11 protein-coding genes and 1 riboswitch are annotated in these 15,152 nt (G+C 48.5%); of the genes, 8 read left to right on the top strand and 3 right to left on the bottom strand.

Annotated features, from left to right (window positions below):
* Window positions 1-74 precede the first annotated feature (74 nt).
* The 3 genes from ptsG (at window position 75) to ptsP (ending at window position 4,211) form a co-directional block, all read left to right on the top strand.
* Window positions 75-2,120 carry a glucose-specific PTS transporter subunit IIBC gene (gene ptsG / locus ACUUJN_RS19750; protein ID WP_023989881.1) on the top strand — a complete coding sequence of 682 codons (2,046 nt, stop codon included), beginning with the start codon at window positions 75-77 and terminating at the stop codon, window positions 2,118-2,120.
* Window positions 2,121-2,230: 110 nt separating this feature from the next.
* Complete coding sequence (locus ACUUJN_RS19745) at window positions 2,231-2,506, top strand: HPr family phosphocarrier protein (protein WP_013372579.1); 276 nt, start codon at window positions 2,231-2,233, stop codon at window positions 2,504-2,506.
* A complete protein-coding gene (gene ptsP, locus ACUUJN_RS19740; protein ID WP_023989880.1) occupies window positions 2,499-4,211 on the top strand; it encodes a phosphoenolpyruvate--protein phosphotransferase in 1,713 nt (570 codons plus the stop codon). Before ACUUJN_RS19745 ends, ptsP begins: the two co-directional genes overlap by 8 nt.
* Before the next feature lie 119 nt (window positions 4,212-4,330).
* On the opposite strand, the gene gcvPB is transcribed toward ptsP, so the two are convergent.
* From gcvPB to gcvT, 3 genes are all read right to left on the bottom strand, one after another.
* Window positions 4,331-5,827, bottom strand: a complete 1,497-nt coding sequence (gene gcvPB / locus ACUUJN_RS19735; protein ID WP_103744872.1) for an aminomethyl-transferring glycine dehydrogenase subunit GcvPB — start codon at window positions 5,825-5,827, stop codon at window positions 4,331-4,333.
* Window positions 5,824-7,179 carry an aminomethyl-transferring glycine dehydrogenase subunit GcvPA gene (gcvPA, locus tag ACUUJN_RS19730; RefSeq protein ID WP_028542454.1) on the bottom strand — a complete coding sequence of 452 codons (1,356 nt, stop codon included), beginning with the start codon at window positions 7,177-7,179 and terminating at the stop codon, window positions 5,824-5,826. Before gcvPA ends, gcvPB begins: the two co-directional genes overlap by 4 nt.
* Window positions 7,180-7,307: 128 nt before the next feature.
* Window positions 7,308-8,408: a glycine cleavage system aminomethyltransferase GcvT gene (gene gcvT / locus ACUUJN_RS19725; protein WP_071558375.1), complete on the bottom strand. Its 1,101-nt coding sequence runs from the start codon at window positions 8,406-8,408 to the stop codon at window positions 7,308-7,310.
* Window positions 8,409-8,586: 178 nt separating this feature from the next.
* A riboswitch (glycine riboswitch) is annotated at window positions 8,587-8,685 on the bottom strand.
* A 393-nt stretch (window positions 8,686-9,078) separates the two neighbouring features.
* Here gcvT and gcvH point away from each other — a divergent pair.
* The 5 genes from gcvH (at window position 9,079) to ACUUJN_RS19700 (ending at window position 15,066) form a co-directional block, all read left to right on the top strand.
* Complete coding sequence (gcvH, locus tag ACUUJN_RS19720) at window positions 9,079-9,477, top strand: glycine cleavage system protein GcvH (RefSeq protein WP_023989876.1); 399 nt, start codon at window positions 9,079-9,081, stop codon at window positions 9,475-9,477.
* A gap of 377 nt (window positions 9,478-9,854) precedes the next feature.
* Window positions 9,855-11,333 carry a PTS mannitol transporter subunit IIBC gene (locus ACUUJN_RS19715; protein WP_028542456.1) on the top strand — a complete coding sequence of 493 codons (1,479 nt, stop codon included), beginning with the start codon at window positions 9,855-9,857 and terminating at the stop codon, window positions 11,331-11,333.
* An 81-nt stretch (window positions 11,334-11,414) separates the two neighbouring features.
* Window positions 11,415-13,493, top strand: a complete 2,079-nt coding sequence (locus ACUUJN_RS19710; RefSeq protein WP_484668854.1) for a BglG family transcription antiterminator — start codon at window positions 11,415-11,417, stop codon at window positions 13,491-13,493.
* On the top strand, window positions 13,490-13,924 hold the full coding sequence (locus tag ACUUJN_RS19705) for a PTS mannitol transporter subunit IIA (RefSeq protein WP_028542458.1): 435 nt from the start codon (window positions 13,490-13,492) through the stop codon (window positions 13,922-13,924). Before ACUUJN_RS19710 ends, ACUUJN_RS19705 begins: the two co-directional genes overlap by 4 nt.
* On the top strand, window positions 13,921-15,066 hold the full coding sequence (locus ACUUJN_RS19700) for a mannitol-1-phosphate 5-dehydrogenase (protein ID WP_028542459.1): 1,146 nt from the start codon (window positions 13,921-13,923) through the stop codon (window positions 15,064-15,066). Before ACUUJN_RS19705 ends, ACUUJN_RS19700 begins: the two co-directional genes overlap by 4 nt.
* Window positions 15,067-15,152 lie beyond the last annotated feature (86 nt).

Raw genomic sequence — 15,152 nt, 5'->3', positions numbered from 1 at the left:
ACATACTTAAATCGGCTCATGCCTTTTTTGTTGTTTTGCCTCTGTTCTAAATTTCAGAGAAGGATGTGGAAGGTATGTTTAAAAAGCTTTTCGGCGTTTTACAGCGTGTCGGTAAAGCATTAATGCTTCCTGTAGCGATTTTGCCAGCTGCGGGGCTTTTATTGGGTATCGGTAACATGCTGGTCAATCCTGATTTTCTCCAGTACATTCCGGCATTAAATGCGGGCTGGGTTCAATCGGTAGCGACGATCATGATGAATGCCGGACAAATCGTTTTTGATAATCTGGCACTGTTGTTCGCAGTCGGCGTAGCCGTCGGTCTGGCGGGCGGTGAGGGTGTAGCAGGTTTGGCTGCCATCATCGGTTACCTCGTTATGAACATTACTCTGGGTACAGCCGTGGGTGTCACACCTGGTCTGATTGCTCAAAAAATACCGGGTTATGCAAACGTGTTGGGGATTCCAACGCTTCAAACCGGGGTGTTCGGCGGGATAATCATCGGTATACTGGCCGCGGCCATGTACAACCGCTTTTTCAAAATTGAGCTTCCATCGTATCTGGGCTTTTTCGCGGGTAAGCGTTTCGTTCCAATTGCAACGGCGGTATCCTCACTGATTGTCGGACTTGCACTGGTTCTGATCTGGCCTCCAGTTCAACAAGGACTTAACGCAGTATCTCACTTTATGGTGTATTCCAACCCGACTTTGTCGGCGTTCCTGTTCGGTGTTATCGAACGCGCGCTGATTCCATTTGGTTTGCATCACATCTGGTATTCACCGTTCTGGTTTGAGTTTGGTGAATATGTTAACAAGGCAGGTCAAACCGTTCACGGTGACCAGCAGATCTTCTTCAGCCAGCTTCGCGACGGAGTGGCGTTGACAGCAAGTACGTTCCAAGTGGGTAAATTCCCATTCATGATGTTCGGTTTGCCGGCAGCAGCGCTTGCAATGTACCATGAAGCAAGACCAGAACACAAAAAATATGTAGCAGGTATTATGGGTTCAGCAGCATTGACTTCGTTCTTGACAGGTATTACGGAGCCACTGGAATTTTCCTTCCTGTTCGTAGCTCCACTGCTGTTTGCAGTACACTGTATATTCGCAGGTCTGTCATTTATGACCATGCAAATTTTACATGTCAAAATCGGTATGACCTTCTCAGGCGGATTTATTGACTTCCTGATTTTCGGGATTATTCCAACCCGTACGCCTTGGTGGTATGTAATTATCGTCGGTCTGATTTTGGCAGTTATTTACTACTTCGGATTCCGGTTCATCATACGGAAGTTCAACTTGAAAACACCAGGACGTGAAGAAGCTACAGATAATGTGGATGGCGCAGCAGTCGGTAGTAGTGATGAGCTCCCGCACAACATTTTGGCAGCTTTCGGTGGTTCATCGAATATCAAGCATCTGGATGCTTGTATCACACGTCTTCGGATCGAGGTTAATGAGAAATCGAACGTTGACAAAGCTCGTCTGAAACAACTTGGCGCATCGGGTGTCCTTGAAGTCGGTAACAACGTACAGGCAATTTTCGGTACACGTTCCGACACCATTAAATCTCAAATGGCTGATATCATGGCTGGACGTACACCTGCACCAGCTCCGGCGCAACCTGCTCCACAAGAGGAGAAGGAAGCTGGAGAAGAACAACAAACCATTATTGTAGAAGATATTGTAATGCCTGTTAACGGCGAATTGGTTGATATCTCGACGGTTCCCGATCCGGTATTTGCAGAACGTATGACAGGTGACGGTTTTGCGGTCGTGCCAAATGATGGAACGATTGTGTCCCCTGTTTATGGTAAAGTATTCAATGTATTCCCAAGCAAGCATGCGATTGGTATTCAATCCGATGGCGGTAAAGAAGTGCTTGTTCATATCGGGGTGAATACTGTGAAGCTTAAAGGCCAAGGATTTGACGTTTTGGTGAACGAAGGCGATCTTGTGTCAGCTGGCCAGCCTATTATGAAAGTAGACCTGGAATACGTGAAGGCAAACGCTAAATCCATCATCTCACCTGTCATTTTTACTAACCTTCCAGAAGGTTCTTCGGTAACTTTAAACAAAACTGGAGTATTGAAGGCTGGCGAAGATGGTATAATTACGATAAAATAAACTCTATGTGTTTCGGATTAGTTGATTAGGCGGCTTAGGCCGTCTGATCAATGATCTGGTATACTGCGTGTAAACAAATATTATCTTTAGGAAAGTGGGAGGAACAAATTATGCAAACAACTTTTAGAATTACGGATGAAGACGGTATCCATGCACGTCCTGCAACTGCGCTGGTAAATACAGCTAACAAATTCAGCGGTGCTGAATCTTTTGCCGAAGCTAACGGTAAAAAAGTAACTTTGAAATCCATTCTGGGTGTATTGTCCCTGGGTCTGGAACAAGGCGATACTATTAACATTATCTGCGAAGGCGCTGAAGCTGCCGAAGCACTGAAAGCTCTTGAAAATGTAATCGTTAACGAAGGGCTGGGCGAAGTTCATGCTTAAAATTTCCGGGATTGCCGCTTCGGCAGGCATAGCCATTGCCCGGGCGTTTATCTTGGAGCATCCGAATTACGCTGTAGAGAGACGCGCGGTTGGTGATGTTGAAGCTGAAATCGCGAGATTGGATGCGGCTTTGGCACAATCTCAAACCGAATTGGAATCGATTAAGGAGAAAACGCTTCAGGAGCTGGGAGAGAAAAAAGCAGAAATTTTTGCATCTCACCTGCTCATCCTGAATGATCCTGAATTGATCGATCCGGTTAAAGCTAAAATCAGAGACGAGCAGCTTAATGCTGACTATGCTTTGAATGAAGTAGCTACACAGTTCATTTCCATGTTTGAAAACATGAAAAGTGCCTATTTGCAAGAACGCGCATCGGACATGCGTGATGTAACCAAGCGGATCCTGAATCACCTGCTTGGTGTTCATTTTGTTAGTCCTGCAGAAATTGCCGAAGAAACGATTGTGCTTGCAGAAGATTTGACACCTTCCGACACAGCTCAGCTGAACCGTGAATTTGTTAAAGGTTTTGCAACGAACATCGGCGGACGTACTTCGCATTCGGCTATTATGGCTCGCTCACTTGAAATTCCTGCAGTTGTGGGAACGAAAAATATATTGTCTCAAGCTAAAAGCGGTGATTTGATTATCGTTGATGGTTTGGATGGTCACGTATTCGTGAACCCTACCGAAGAGATTGTTGCGGAATACCGTGCTAAACAGGTGGCATACGACAAGCAACGCGAAGAGTGGCGTAAGCTGCGCGGCGAAGCTACGGTTTCTGTCGATGGTGTCCATGTCGAACTGGCAGCCAATATTGGTACGCCTAATGATGTAGCTGGTGTTCTGGACAACGGTGGTGAAGGCGTTGGCTTGTACCGTACGGAGTTCTTGTACATGGGACGCGATAAGCTTCCATCCGAAGAAGTACAGTATACGGCGTACAAAACCGTTCTGGAAAGAATGGAAGGTAAACCGGTTGTAGTCCGTACTTTGGATATCGGTGGCGACAAAGAACTTCCTTATCTGGACCTGCCAAAAGAAATGAATCCGTTCCTTGGATTCCGTGCTATTCGTCTGTGTCTGGATCGCCAGGATATTTTCCGCACTCAATTGCGTGCTTTGTTGCGTGCGAGTGTGCATGGTAACCTGCGCATCATGTTCCCAATGATTGCTACGCTGAACGAATTCCGTGAAGCTAAAGCTGTTTTGTTGGAAGAAAAGGAAAAGTTGGTAACCGAGGGTGTATCCGTATCTGAAGAAATTCAGCTGGGCATCATGGTAGAAATTCCTTCTACAGCGGTATTGGCTGACCAATTCGCAAAAGAAGTGGATTTCTTCAGTATCGGTACAAACGATCTGATTCAATACACAATGGCAGCGGATCGCATGAACGAGCGGGTTTCTTACCTGTATCAACCATACAATCCATCCATTCTGCGTCTGGTGAAAATGGTTATTGATGCCGCTCACCGTGAAGGGCGTTGGGTTGGTATGTGTGGCGAAATGGCAGGAGATACAACAGCAATTCCGTTGCTGCTGGGTCTGGGACTTGATGAGTTCAGTATGAGTGCAACTTCCATTCTGCCAGCACGTAGTCAAATCTCCAAGTTGTCCCGTGCGGACATGGAAAAACTGGCTACAAAAGCTCTGGACATGCAAACAGCAGAACAGGTTGTTGAATTGGTTCAAAGCATCGAAGGTTAAGGAAGGGTATTACATTTCAAAGGTTATATCTTTTTCCAACAAAAAAATTGCTGTGTACATACAGCAGCCGGTATCTAATAGATACCGGCTTTTTTGCATGCTTTAAGTAGAATTTGTTTTTAACTGCATGAGCAATTCAGTACAGGTTTGCGAGCTGCGGTAGTTTCGTCCAATCGTGTGACTGGAGTAGTATATGGTGCATTGAGCACCAGCTCAGGGTTCTCTTCTGCTTCCCGCGCAATATGAATCATAGTGTCGACAAAAGCATCAAGTGTTTCCTTACTTTCCGTCTCCGTGGGCTCGATCATGATGCATTCCTCTACATTCAGAGGGAAATAAATTGTAGGCGGATGGTAGCCGAAATCAAGCAGCCGTTTGGCTACATCAAGCGTACGCACTCCAAATTTTTTCAAGCCTCGCCCTGACATGACAAATTCGTGTTTGCAATGTCCAGGGTAGGGCAGGTCAAAATGTGGAGCGAGCCGATGCATCATGTAATTGGCATTGAGCACAGCGCATTCCGATACACGCTTTAAGCCGTCAGGACCGTAGCTACGGATATAGGCATAGGCACGAACGAGAATACCGAAGTTGCCGTAAAAGGCTTTAACCCGTCCAATAGAATCTCCCTGTTCCCGGTCCCAGTGGTACACCCCCTGCGGATCCCGTACGACAAGCGGCTTGGGCAAATAAGGGATGAGCCGTTGCTTTACGCCGACAGGCCCAGCGCCGGGGCCACCGCCGCCGTGCGGGGTACTCATCGTTTTGTGCAAATTGAGATGCACTACATCGAAGCCCATATCTCCGGGACGGGTAATCCCCATGATGGCGTTGGAGTTTGCCCCGTCATAGTAAACCAGACCACCCGCTTCATGCACGATGGCAGCAATGTCAGTGATTTGCTTCTCGAACAGCCCAAGCGTGTTCGGATTGGTCAGCATGAGCGCCGCGGTGTCGTTGCCTACGGCTTGACGTAACGCATCCAGATCCACCAGCCCCTCAGGGGTGGAGGGAAGGGTGACTGTTTCGAAGCCCGCGACGGTTGCGCTGGCGGGGTTCGTTCCGTGCGAGGAATCCGGCACGAGCACCTTGGTACGTCGCTCACCACGTGCTTCGTGGTATGAGCGAATCATCATCAGCCCGGTCCATTCGCCATGGGCGCCCGCGGCGGGCTGAAGCGTGACGGCATCCATGCCAGTTAACGCAGCCAAATCATTTTGGAGCGTATACAGCAGCTCCATGGCACCCTGGATGCTCTCCTCGGGCTGATATGGATGGATTTTGGCGAAGCCTGTATATCGGGCGACATCCTCATTCACTTTCGGATTGTATTTCATCGTACAGGAGCCGAGCGGATAAAATCCGTTGTCCACGCCGAAATTGCGCCGGGACAAGGCAGTATAATGCCGAATAACGTCTACTTCGTATACCTCGGGTAATGCCGCAGGTTCGCTGCGCAGCGCATAATCTGGCAAAAGCTCTGCCACCGGGCGACGGGGAACGTCGCACTCGGGAAGGGAATAGGCGATGCGACCCGGACGGCTCAATTCAAAAATGAGCGCTTGATCGTGTTCCTTCAACAGCCCTTGTTTCTGATCCTGTCCGGTGCGTGTCATAGCAATCCCCCCAAGGTGTGTACAAATTGGTCAATCTCTTCTTTGGTCCTTTGCTCCGTCACGGCAATCAACATGTGACCAGCAAGTTCCTCATAGTCCCGGCCCAAATCGTAGCCAGCGATAAATCCAGCAGCTAGCAGCTCGGCCTGGAGTTTGCTCATATCCGTACCCTCAGGCAGTCTAAGGGCAAACTCATTAAAGGTTGGTGCGTTAAACGAGGCAGTTACGCCCTTCAAGCTCAGCAATTGCTCTAAAGCATAACGGCTTTTATGCAAATTTAGCTCGGCTACTTCCTTGATCCCCTGTCTACCCATGACAGACAAGTATACAGATGCAGATAAAGCTAGCAACGCTTGGTTGGAGCAAATGTTAGAGGTGGCCTTTTCGCGGCGGATATGCTGTTCCCGCGCTTGCAAGGTCAGCACGAAGCCGCGTTTACCGTTGCGGTCTGTGGTCTGACCCACAATACGGCCGGGGATACGGCGCATATGGGCCTGAGAAACGGCAAAGTATCCACAGGTCGGACCGCCGAGAGAAGAGGAGATGCCAAGTGGCTGCGCATCTCCTACCACAATATCCGCGCCCTGTTTGCCGGGTGTTTCCAGCAAGCCAAGTGCCAGTGGATTGGCACTGACGACCAAAAGACCTTTGTGCGCATGGATGAGGTCAGCCATCGGCTTCAGGTTTTCCACGGCTCCGAAAAAGTTGGGGCTTTGGACCAAAACAGCCGCGGTCTGTTCCGATACGGCCGCCGCTAGCGCATCAGCATCCGTTACGCCGTCCGAACAGCCGATTTCCACGATGTCCAAATCCAATCCGCGTGCATAGGCTGCCAATACCTGACGTGCCTCCGGATGGACGGACCTTGATACGATAAGCTGTTTACGGCGGGTAGCTGCGGCGGACAGTGAGCCCGCTTCCGCCAGTGCAGTCGCTCCGTCGTACATGCTGGCATTAGCTACAGCCATGCCCGTCAATTCGCAAATATACGACTGAAACTCGAAAATGGCTTGTAGCTCGCCTTGGCTTACTTCCGGCTGATAGGGGGTGTAGGCTGTATAGAATTCCGAGCGTGAAGTGATGTGCTGGATGACGGACGGAATATGATGATCATAAATTCCTGCGCCAAGGAAGCTGGCATGTGTGTCTGTATTGGCGTTGTGTCCGGCCAGCTCGGCCAAGTGGCGGGTTAAGGCTTTCTCATCGAGTCGAGAAGAGAGAGGCAGTTCCCCTTGATATCGAATGGCCTCTGGAATGTCACTGAATAAATCATCAATAGATGATACACCCACCACACGCAGCATTTCGGTTTGATCCTGTTCAGTCATAGGGAGATAACGATGCTGCTTCATAGGTTCTGACTCCTTTCGAAAAGCAAGATTTTAGATCGTAAATTAGCTAATAAAAAAGTGTGTGAGATGAAAAACCAAGAAGTTCATATCTGACATATTTGCTTTATAGAAATAAAAAGAGTTTAAGATCAGCGCGGGCGTTTATAAAAGGGTGCTGCCACCACCTCGGCACGCAGGCGTTTGCCACGAATCTCAACCTCCAACGGTGTGGAGAGGGCGCTAAAACGACTGTCCACCAAGGCGAGGCCCAGATTACGCTTCAAGGTGGGCGACTGAGTCCCCGTTGTGACCTCACCGATGCGTTGTCCTTCTGCGAATACCGGGTAATGGGCGCGAGGGATACCGCGATCAATCATTTCCAGCCCGATCAATTTGCGAGGAATCCCTTGTTCTTTCTGACGTTGCAGTGCTTCTCTACCGATAAAATCTCCTTTATTCAGCTTGACGAAGAAACCTAGACTAGCTTCGAGTGGTGAAATCGTGGCAGATAACTCCTGACCGTACAGCGGCAATCGTGCCTCAAAGCGTAGTGTATCCCGAGCACCAAGTCCAGCGGGAATCAGCCCATACGACTCACCGGAACGAAGCAAACCCTCCCATACGGCTGGTGCTTCCGCAGCAGGTATATAAAATTCAAAACCGTCTTCGCCCGTATATCCGGTTCGTGAGACCAGTGCTTTTGCTCCGAACAATGGCACATTCTCATGGAAGCGGAAAGATGCCAGATTCGTAATGTCCGTATCTGCCACGGCTGCGGCAATACGTGCTGCCTCCGGTCCTTGCAACGCTAGCAATGCTATCGCATCAGACACATTCTCCATGTGAACGGATGCAGGCATATGGCGAATTAGCCAATCCCAATCCTTATCGATGTTGGATGCGTTCACAACGAGCATGTAGCGTTCCGGTCCTTTGCAGTAAACAAGTAGGTCGTCTACTACCCCTCCATCGGGGTAACACAGGAGTGAATATTGTGCCTGACCTGGTTCCAACTGGCTGACATCATTCGTGGTCACCCTTTGCAGAAAAGCTTCGGCTTCTTTGCCTTCAACCAAAAATTCGCCCATATGCGATACATCGAATAAACCCGCACGTTGCCGGACGGCCTCATGCTCCTTTTGAATGCCGCTAAACTGAACCGGGAGCTCCCAGCCGCCAAAGTCAATGCAACGAACCCCAGACTGCGTCCCGTAGGACGAATATAGCGGTGTTTTTCGCAAATTAGTCATTATTCCACTCCTATCCGGTGTGATCGGCTAAACAAAAAAAGACAGGCCGAAAAAAACGTATAGACGGCAGTCTACACTCTTTTTTTCAGCTCTGTCCTTGATACCAGAAAGTTACCCCGGTATGTACCGGGTTTCCCCTTGGGTGATCCGCTCCAATAGCGAATGCTCTCCAGAGATGCGTCCGGCAGAGGTCCTTTTGCCTGAGAGATTCACCTGCAATGCAGGTTTACTCCTTCGGCGCTACCTTCGGGATCAACGGTATATTACCTGGCTTTGCAGATAACAACCTGATCCGATTCGCGTGCACTTATGTCTCACAAGCGGCAACAGCTATGCGAATCTTTTTGGCAGTCTCTCCCTCCGCGTTCATCCGCGTTTGCAGTTGTCGGGGTGTTTCCCAAAGCATTTGCTATAACCCATTAATACGCAAATTCATTCAAAATGTCAATAAAAATGTCATCTAAAACAATAGAAAAAACATTTAATATATAAATAAGGATATGTAAGCGTTTGTTATAAGTTATAATTTTTTATATAGTACGCTATATGAGGTGATATGAAGTATTTTTGTTAGTATTATTGACATGAGTGTTCTTGTTGTCATAATCTTAACCTGTCTAATACAGGTGAGCAAAAGCGATTTTATTCATATGGAAGTGAGGGGAACAGAATGGGTGAAGTAAAGCAGCAACTTTGGTATACAGACGAACATGAGTGGGTTCAGCGGACAGAGAATGGAACGGTACGAATTGGTATTACAGACTTTGCACAGCATCAACTGGGTGATATTGTTTTTGTAGAATTACCTGAGGCGGGAGCAACGATTGAGCAGGGAGCGGAGATCGGTACGATTGAATCGGTGAAGACAGTATCCGACCTTTTTGCTCCGGTGACGGGAACCATACTAAAAGTGAATGAAACGCTGGAAAGTACACCTGAGCTAGTGAATGAATCTCCCTATGAAAAAGGTTGGATGATCGAAGTAGAGATGGATAAAGATGTGGAGGAAGCCTTGGGCAAGCTACTGTCTGCGGATCAGTATGAGCAGTTGATTTCCGATGAGCAATAATGGAGCATTGTAGTATGGAGTAAGAGGGTTATTTGTCTGCTCGATTTTTGTATAAAATAGTCGCTATGATTTGACGTAGCGGCTATTTTTTTGTCTTTTTGCAAACGTAATTACGTGTTTTATTCTGATTTAGAGGGTTGTCCCCATATAAGAATCATACATAATCCAGCACGGTTTTTCGACTAATTTCTATAGCTACAGGTCATATTAAGAAGAATTATGCAGGTATAATACCTTCCCGGATAATTTAAATTTAAATGTTGTCATCAACGTTCATGACGAAAGTACGTTTTCATTTCGTTGATGAAGATAGCGCTGTCATTTAGTATGAATTTTAAGAAAAGGTAGTGATGCTTACCTACAAGGAGGATTTGAATATGAGTACATTGGACGCAAAGCCAAGTTCAAAAGGAGGCACTCGTGTCGCCGTACAGCGTTTTGGCCGTTTTCTTAGCGGTATGGTTATGCCCAATATGGGAGCATTTATTGCGTGGGGGCTGATTACGGCACTCTTTATTCCGACCGGATGGTTCCCGAATGAAGGTTTTGCACAATTGGTTGACCCGATGAAAAATTATTTGTTGCCGTTACTGATCGGTTATACAGGGGGCACGATGATTCACGGACAGCGTGGAGGTGTGATTGGTGCCATTATGACGATGGGTGTCATAGTGGGAGCCGATATCCCGATGTTCCTGGGCGCGATGGTAGCTGGTCCGCTGGCTGCGTGGATATTGAAGAAGTTCGACAAGGCCATTGAAGGCAAAGTCAGATCAGGCTTTGAAATGCTGGTCAATAACTTTTCGGCCGGAATTATCGGTGCCATTCTAGCGCTGCTTGCCCATGTGGCGATTGGCCCGATTGTACAAATGATCAGTCAAGTGTTGTCGGCAGGGGTACAGTTCCTCGTGAACGCAGGGCTATTGCCGCTTGTCAACCTCATTATTGAGCCCGGAAAAGTATTATTTTTAAACAACGCGCTGAATCACGGAGTATTGAGTCCGATTGCGTTAGAGGAAGCTGCAAGAACAGGAAAATCCGTACTGTTTATGCTGGAATCCAACCCTGGGCCGGGGCTCGGTATTTTGCTAGCCTACTGCCTGTTCGGCAAAGGCTCTGCGAAGTCATCGGCTCCTGGAGCGGTCATCATTCATTTTTTCGGCGGGATTCATGAAATTTATTTCCCTTATATTTTGATGAAGCCGATTTTGATTCTTGCTGCTATAGCTGGGGGCGTTGTGGGAACCTTCTGTTTTATGTTGACAGGTGCCGGACTGGTTGCTGCTCCTTCACCGGGCAGCATCATCGCCTATTTTCTAATGACGCCAAAAGGCGGATATTTGCCAATGCTGAGCGGGGTGATCGCTGCTGCGGTCGTATCCTTTGCTGTTGCCGCAGTGTTACTCAAGACTAGTAAGCAAAAAGAAGAGGGGCTGGAGGAAGCTGCATCCCGCCTGAAAGATATGAAAAATCAAAGCAAGAGTGCAAGTGCTAACGCCACTGTAATGGAAGATAATCACGAATCTGAACGTGCTGCTGAGATTGCCGCAGCTCGAACGCTCAAGGATAAATCCGAAGTGAACAAGATCGTCTTTTCCTGTGATGCAGGTATGGGCTCAAGCGCTATGGGCGCCTCGATTTTACGCAAAAAAATGAAGCAGGCGGGTGTAGGCGTAACAGTTACGAATACGGCAATCAGTGAAATTCCACAGGATGCGGATATTGTCATTACGCAAAAAACGTTGACAGACCGGGCTAAAACAGTAGCTCCGAAAGCTGAGCACATTTCCATTGACAATTTTCTGAAGAGTCCTGAATACGAAGCGCTGGTTGAACGTCTGAAATCCGATTCTTAATCCCCATCGAAGTCAGGCGGACTGTATGCAATGTACGTCTCCTGCTGGAGGGATGAGCTTGGGAAGGAACGGTATGCGCTTATGAATATTACGAAACGACAACGTGACATCGTGGAATATCTTCTGGAGCAGTCCAAAGAGGTTACAGCCGGAGAAATTGCCACGAAGATCAATGTCAGCACAAGGACGGTTCATCGGGAACTGGGCGCAGTCGAGCATTGGCTGGCAGCTCATGAGGTGAAGCTGGAGAAAAAGTCAGGGATCGGTATCTGTATAGATGCTGATCCAGCTCAGCTTGTATGCCTGCGAAAACAATTGCTGCATACGAAGTCAGACGAATATTCGGCTGAGGAGAGAAAGATCGTGGTTCTCTGCATGCTGCTGGATACACGGGAGCCGATCAAGCTGTTGGCACTGGCTTCAGATCTGAAAGTCGCGGTAACTACGGTCAGTCATGATCTAGACGAATTGCAAGACTGGATTGAGGAACGTGGACTCATGCTTGTGCGCAGACGGGGGTACGGGGTCGAGATTACAGGACGGGAGACAGACAAAAGACGGGCGATTTCCGAGCTGGCTCTCGAATATTTGGATGAATCCGATCTGTTTTCAGCCCGGGAAGAACTTCGTTCTGTAACCCGTGTCGCCGACAAGTTGCTGGAGATGATTGGCAGAGATAACCTGCTGATTGTGGAAAAGGCCCTCTGGCAGCCCCATGAAAAATGGTTGGAAAACATGGTGGAAAGCAAATACATGGAGCTGCTGATTCAAATTTGCGTTTCGCTGGTACGTCTGCGACTCGGGTATGTTATAGATCCTCTTCTCTCGTATTTAAAAACAGATTCAGATGAAAATATCATGCTTCGCACAGCTATGGTGGAACGCATATGCACGGAGTTGTCAGAGGCGCTGGATATTGAATTTCCAGAGCCGGAACGATCTTATCTCAAGCTGCTATTTCGTGATGCCGAGGATCACTCTACCCGACTACTGCCGTTGGATGATCTCGTACTGTTGGAGTCGGTTCATGAGTTGATTCGTCGTGTGGAGGAAGAGACAGGCACGCCATTGGAAGAGGACCGTGTTCTGCGTGAAGGACTGATTGCCCATATGGCCCCGGTGTTCAAACGTTTGAAGGAAGGCAGGTCGATTCGTAACCCCCTCCTTCAGCAAATCCGCAAGGATTACAGCAGCTTATTCGACTCAGTGAAAAAGGCTGCGGCGGACATGACAGAAATGAAAGTACCAGATGAAGAGATCGGATTTCTCGTCATGCATTTTGGCGCTTCGCTGGAGCGGCTACGACAATTGCGGCGGGAGGTGCGGGCCATCGTAGTCTGCACGAGCGGTATTGGATCATCCAGACTTTTGGCAACAAGGCTCGCCAAAGAGCTCCCACAGATCAAAATTGTGGATAGGGCTTCATGGTACGAGGCGGCGCGGATTCCCAAGGAGGATTATGATCTGATCATTTCGACAGTAGAGCTACCGCTTGAACCGGATCGGTATCTTAAGATCAGCCCGTTGCTGACGCAGGAGGAGAGTGATCGCCTGCGTCAATTCATCCAGCATATTACACTCAATCATCCCAATGACCATCAGCAGGAACAGGCTGTTCAGCCTGGTCAGGATATAGAGTGGCTTACCGGTCTGCGGAAAAGTCTTGAGGAAATTGTACACATTGTACAGCAATTTCAAGTGTATCCGCTGGAAAATCAGGGGATGGATATGGCGGCGACCGTAGAGGCTATATGCATGTTGGAGGCGGGGCGGGGGAATGTGACAGAGCCTTCTGCGGTTGCTGCACAGCTCATGGAAAGAGAGCGCCAAGGTAGTCAGGTGATCTCTGATACCTCCATTGCTTTAGTTCATACGCGCAGCCACTATATTCGCAAGCCTTCGCTTACCTTGTATAAGCTGGCAGAGCCGCTGTTGGCGGATACAGGCGAACAGGTAGAATGCGTGCTGCTCATGTTGGGACCTCGTGAGCTGCCGAGAGAAAGCTTGGAGGTATTGAGCGAGATTAGTGCATTACTCTTGCAGGAAGACATGGTTACGCTACTGGAACACGGTAGCAGGGATCATATTGTCAATTATATATCGAGTGAGCTAGCTGAATTTTTCCACAGTAAATTAGGGACAGGGAGGAACCTACCGTGAGTATTATGACGATAGACAAAGTAAAAATGAACGCAACCGCCAAAGACAAATATGAGGCGATTCGTATGGCTGGACAAATCCTGCTGGATGCAGGACATATTTCAAGTGAGTACATTGACAAGATGCTGGAACGCGAGGAGATCGTGTCCACCTATATCGGGAACGGGTTGGCTATTCCACATGGCACCAAGGAATCCAAGATGCTTATTCAATCCACAGGCATCTCCATCGTTCAGTTTCCACAAGGCATAGATTTTGGGGAAGAAAAAGCATACATGGTAATCGGCATTGCAGCACAAGGCGGCGATCATATGGAGATTTTGACGAGTATCGCTGTGGTGTGTGCGGAGGAAGAAAATATGGATAAACTTCGCAACGCGGTGACCCCACAGGAAATTATAGATCTGTTCGAAAGTGAGATGGAGCTATGAGAGCCGTCCACTTTGGAGCAGGAAATATTGGTCGCGGCTTTATCGGATTGATTCTGTCGCGTGCAGGCTATGAGGTTGTCTTTTCAGATGTCAACGACACCCTTGTATCCGAGTTACGTCGTCGTAAACAATACACCGTAGAGCTAGCCAATGATACAAAGGATACGGAGCTGGTCACGAATGTAACGGCGATTGACGGCAGAGATGCATCCGCTGTAGCGGATGCGGTAGACCATGCTGATCTGGTAACGACCGCGGTAGGGGTTAGCATCCTCAGGCATATTGCAGCAGGTATTGCCGAGGGAATAGCGCGGCGGGTGGAGCGAGGGGCAGGCCCGCTGCATGTGATTGCTTGCGAAAATGCAATCGGAGGCAGCGCCCAACTGAAAGAGCATGTTTTTGCGCTACTGGATGAGGCGACTCGTGCCAAGGCAGAGGCTTCGGTATATTTCCCCAATGCTGCTGTAGACCGGATTGTGCCGATCCAACACCACGAGGACCCGTTACATGTGCAGGTAGAGCCTTTTTACGAGTGGGTGGTGGATCGTTCACAAATGGCACCTGAGCATGAAGAAATCGAAGGCATCCTGTACGTGCAGGATCTAGAGCCTTACATTGAACGAAAGCTGTTCACGGTGAATACGGGGCATTGCGTGGCAGCCTATCTTGGTTATACCGCAGGTTATGCTACCATCCAGGAGGCCATGAAGGATAGCAAGGTGGTGGATTCGATACAAGGGTCACTGGAGGAGACAGGAGCAGTGCTTGTGAAGCGCTTCGGTTTGGATCAAGGGGAGCATAAGAAGTACATCTCTAAAATTTTGGATCGCTTCCGCAACCCTAATCTGACAGACGATGTTACTCGGGTCGGACGTTCACCGTTGCGCAAGCTGTCTCCCAATGACCGTCTTGTACGTCCCGCGCTGCAAGCGCAGGAGTATGGCATCCCGACGGATCATCTGGCGTTAGGAATGGCTGCTGCCTGTAAATTTGATATTACGGAGGACCCCGAGGCAGTCGAGCTTCAGCAGGTGATCCGCATTGAAGGACTGGGTGTGGCGCTGACACGTTATACTTCCATAACCGCAGATCACCCGTTACATCGGCAGATATTGGAGCAATATGATATTATAAATTCATAAAACAACGAATTATCAACATCTATTCTCGGAAATCCTCTTGAAGACAAAGCATCGACATCAACACTAACGTGTTCTGTAGAGATGTG

Source organism: Paenibacillus sp. LRG-1 (genome assembly GCF_057220305.1).
This window is presented reverse-complemented; position numbering and strand designations above follow the sequence as displayed.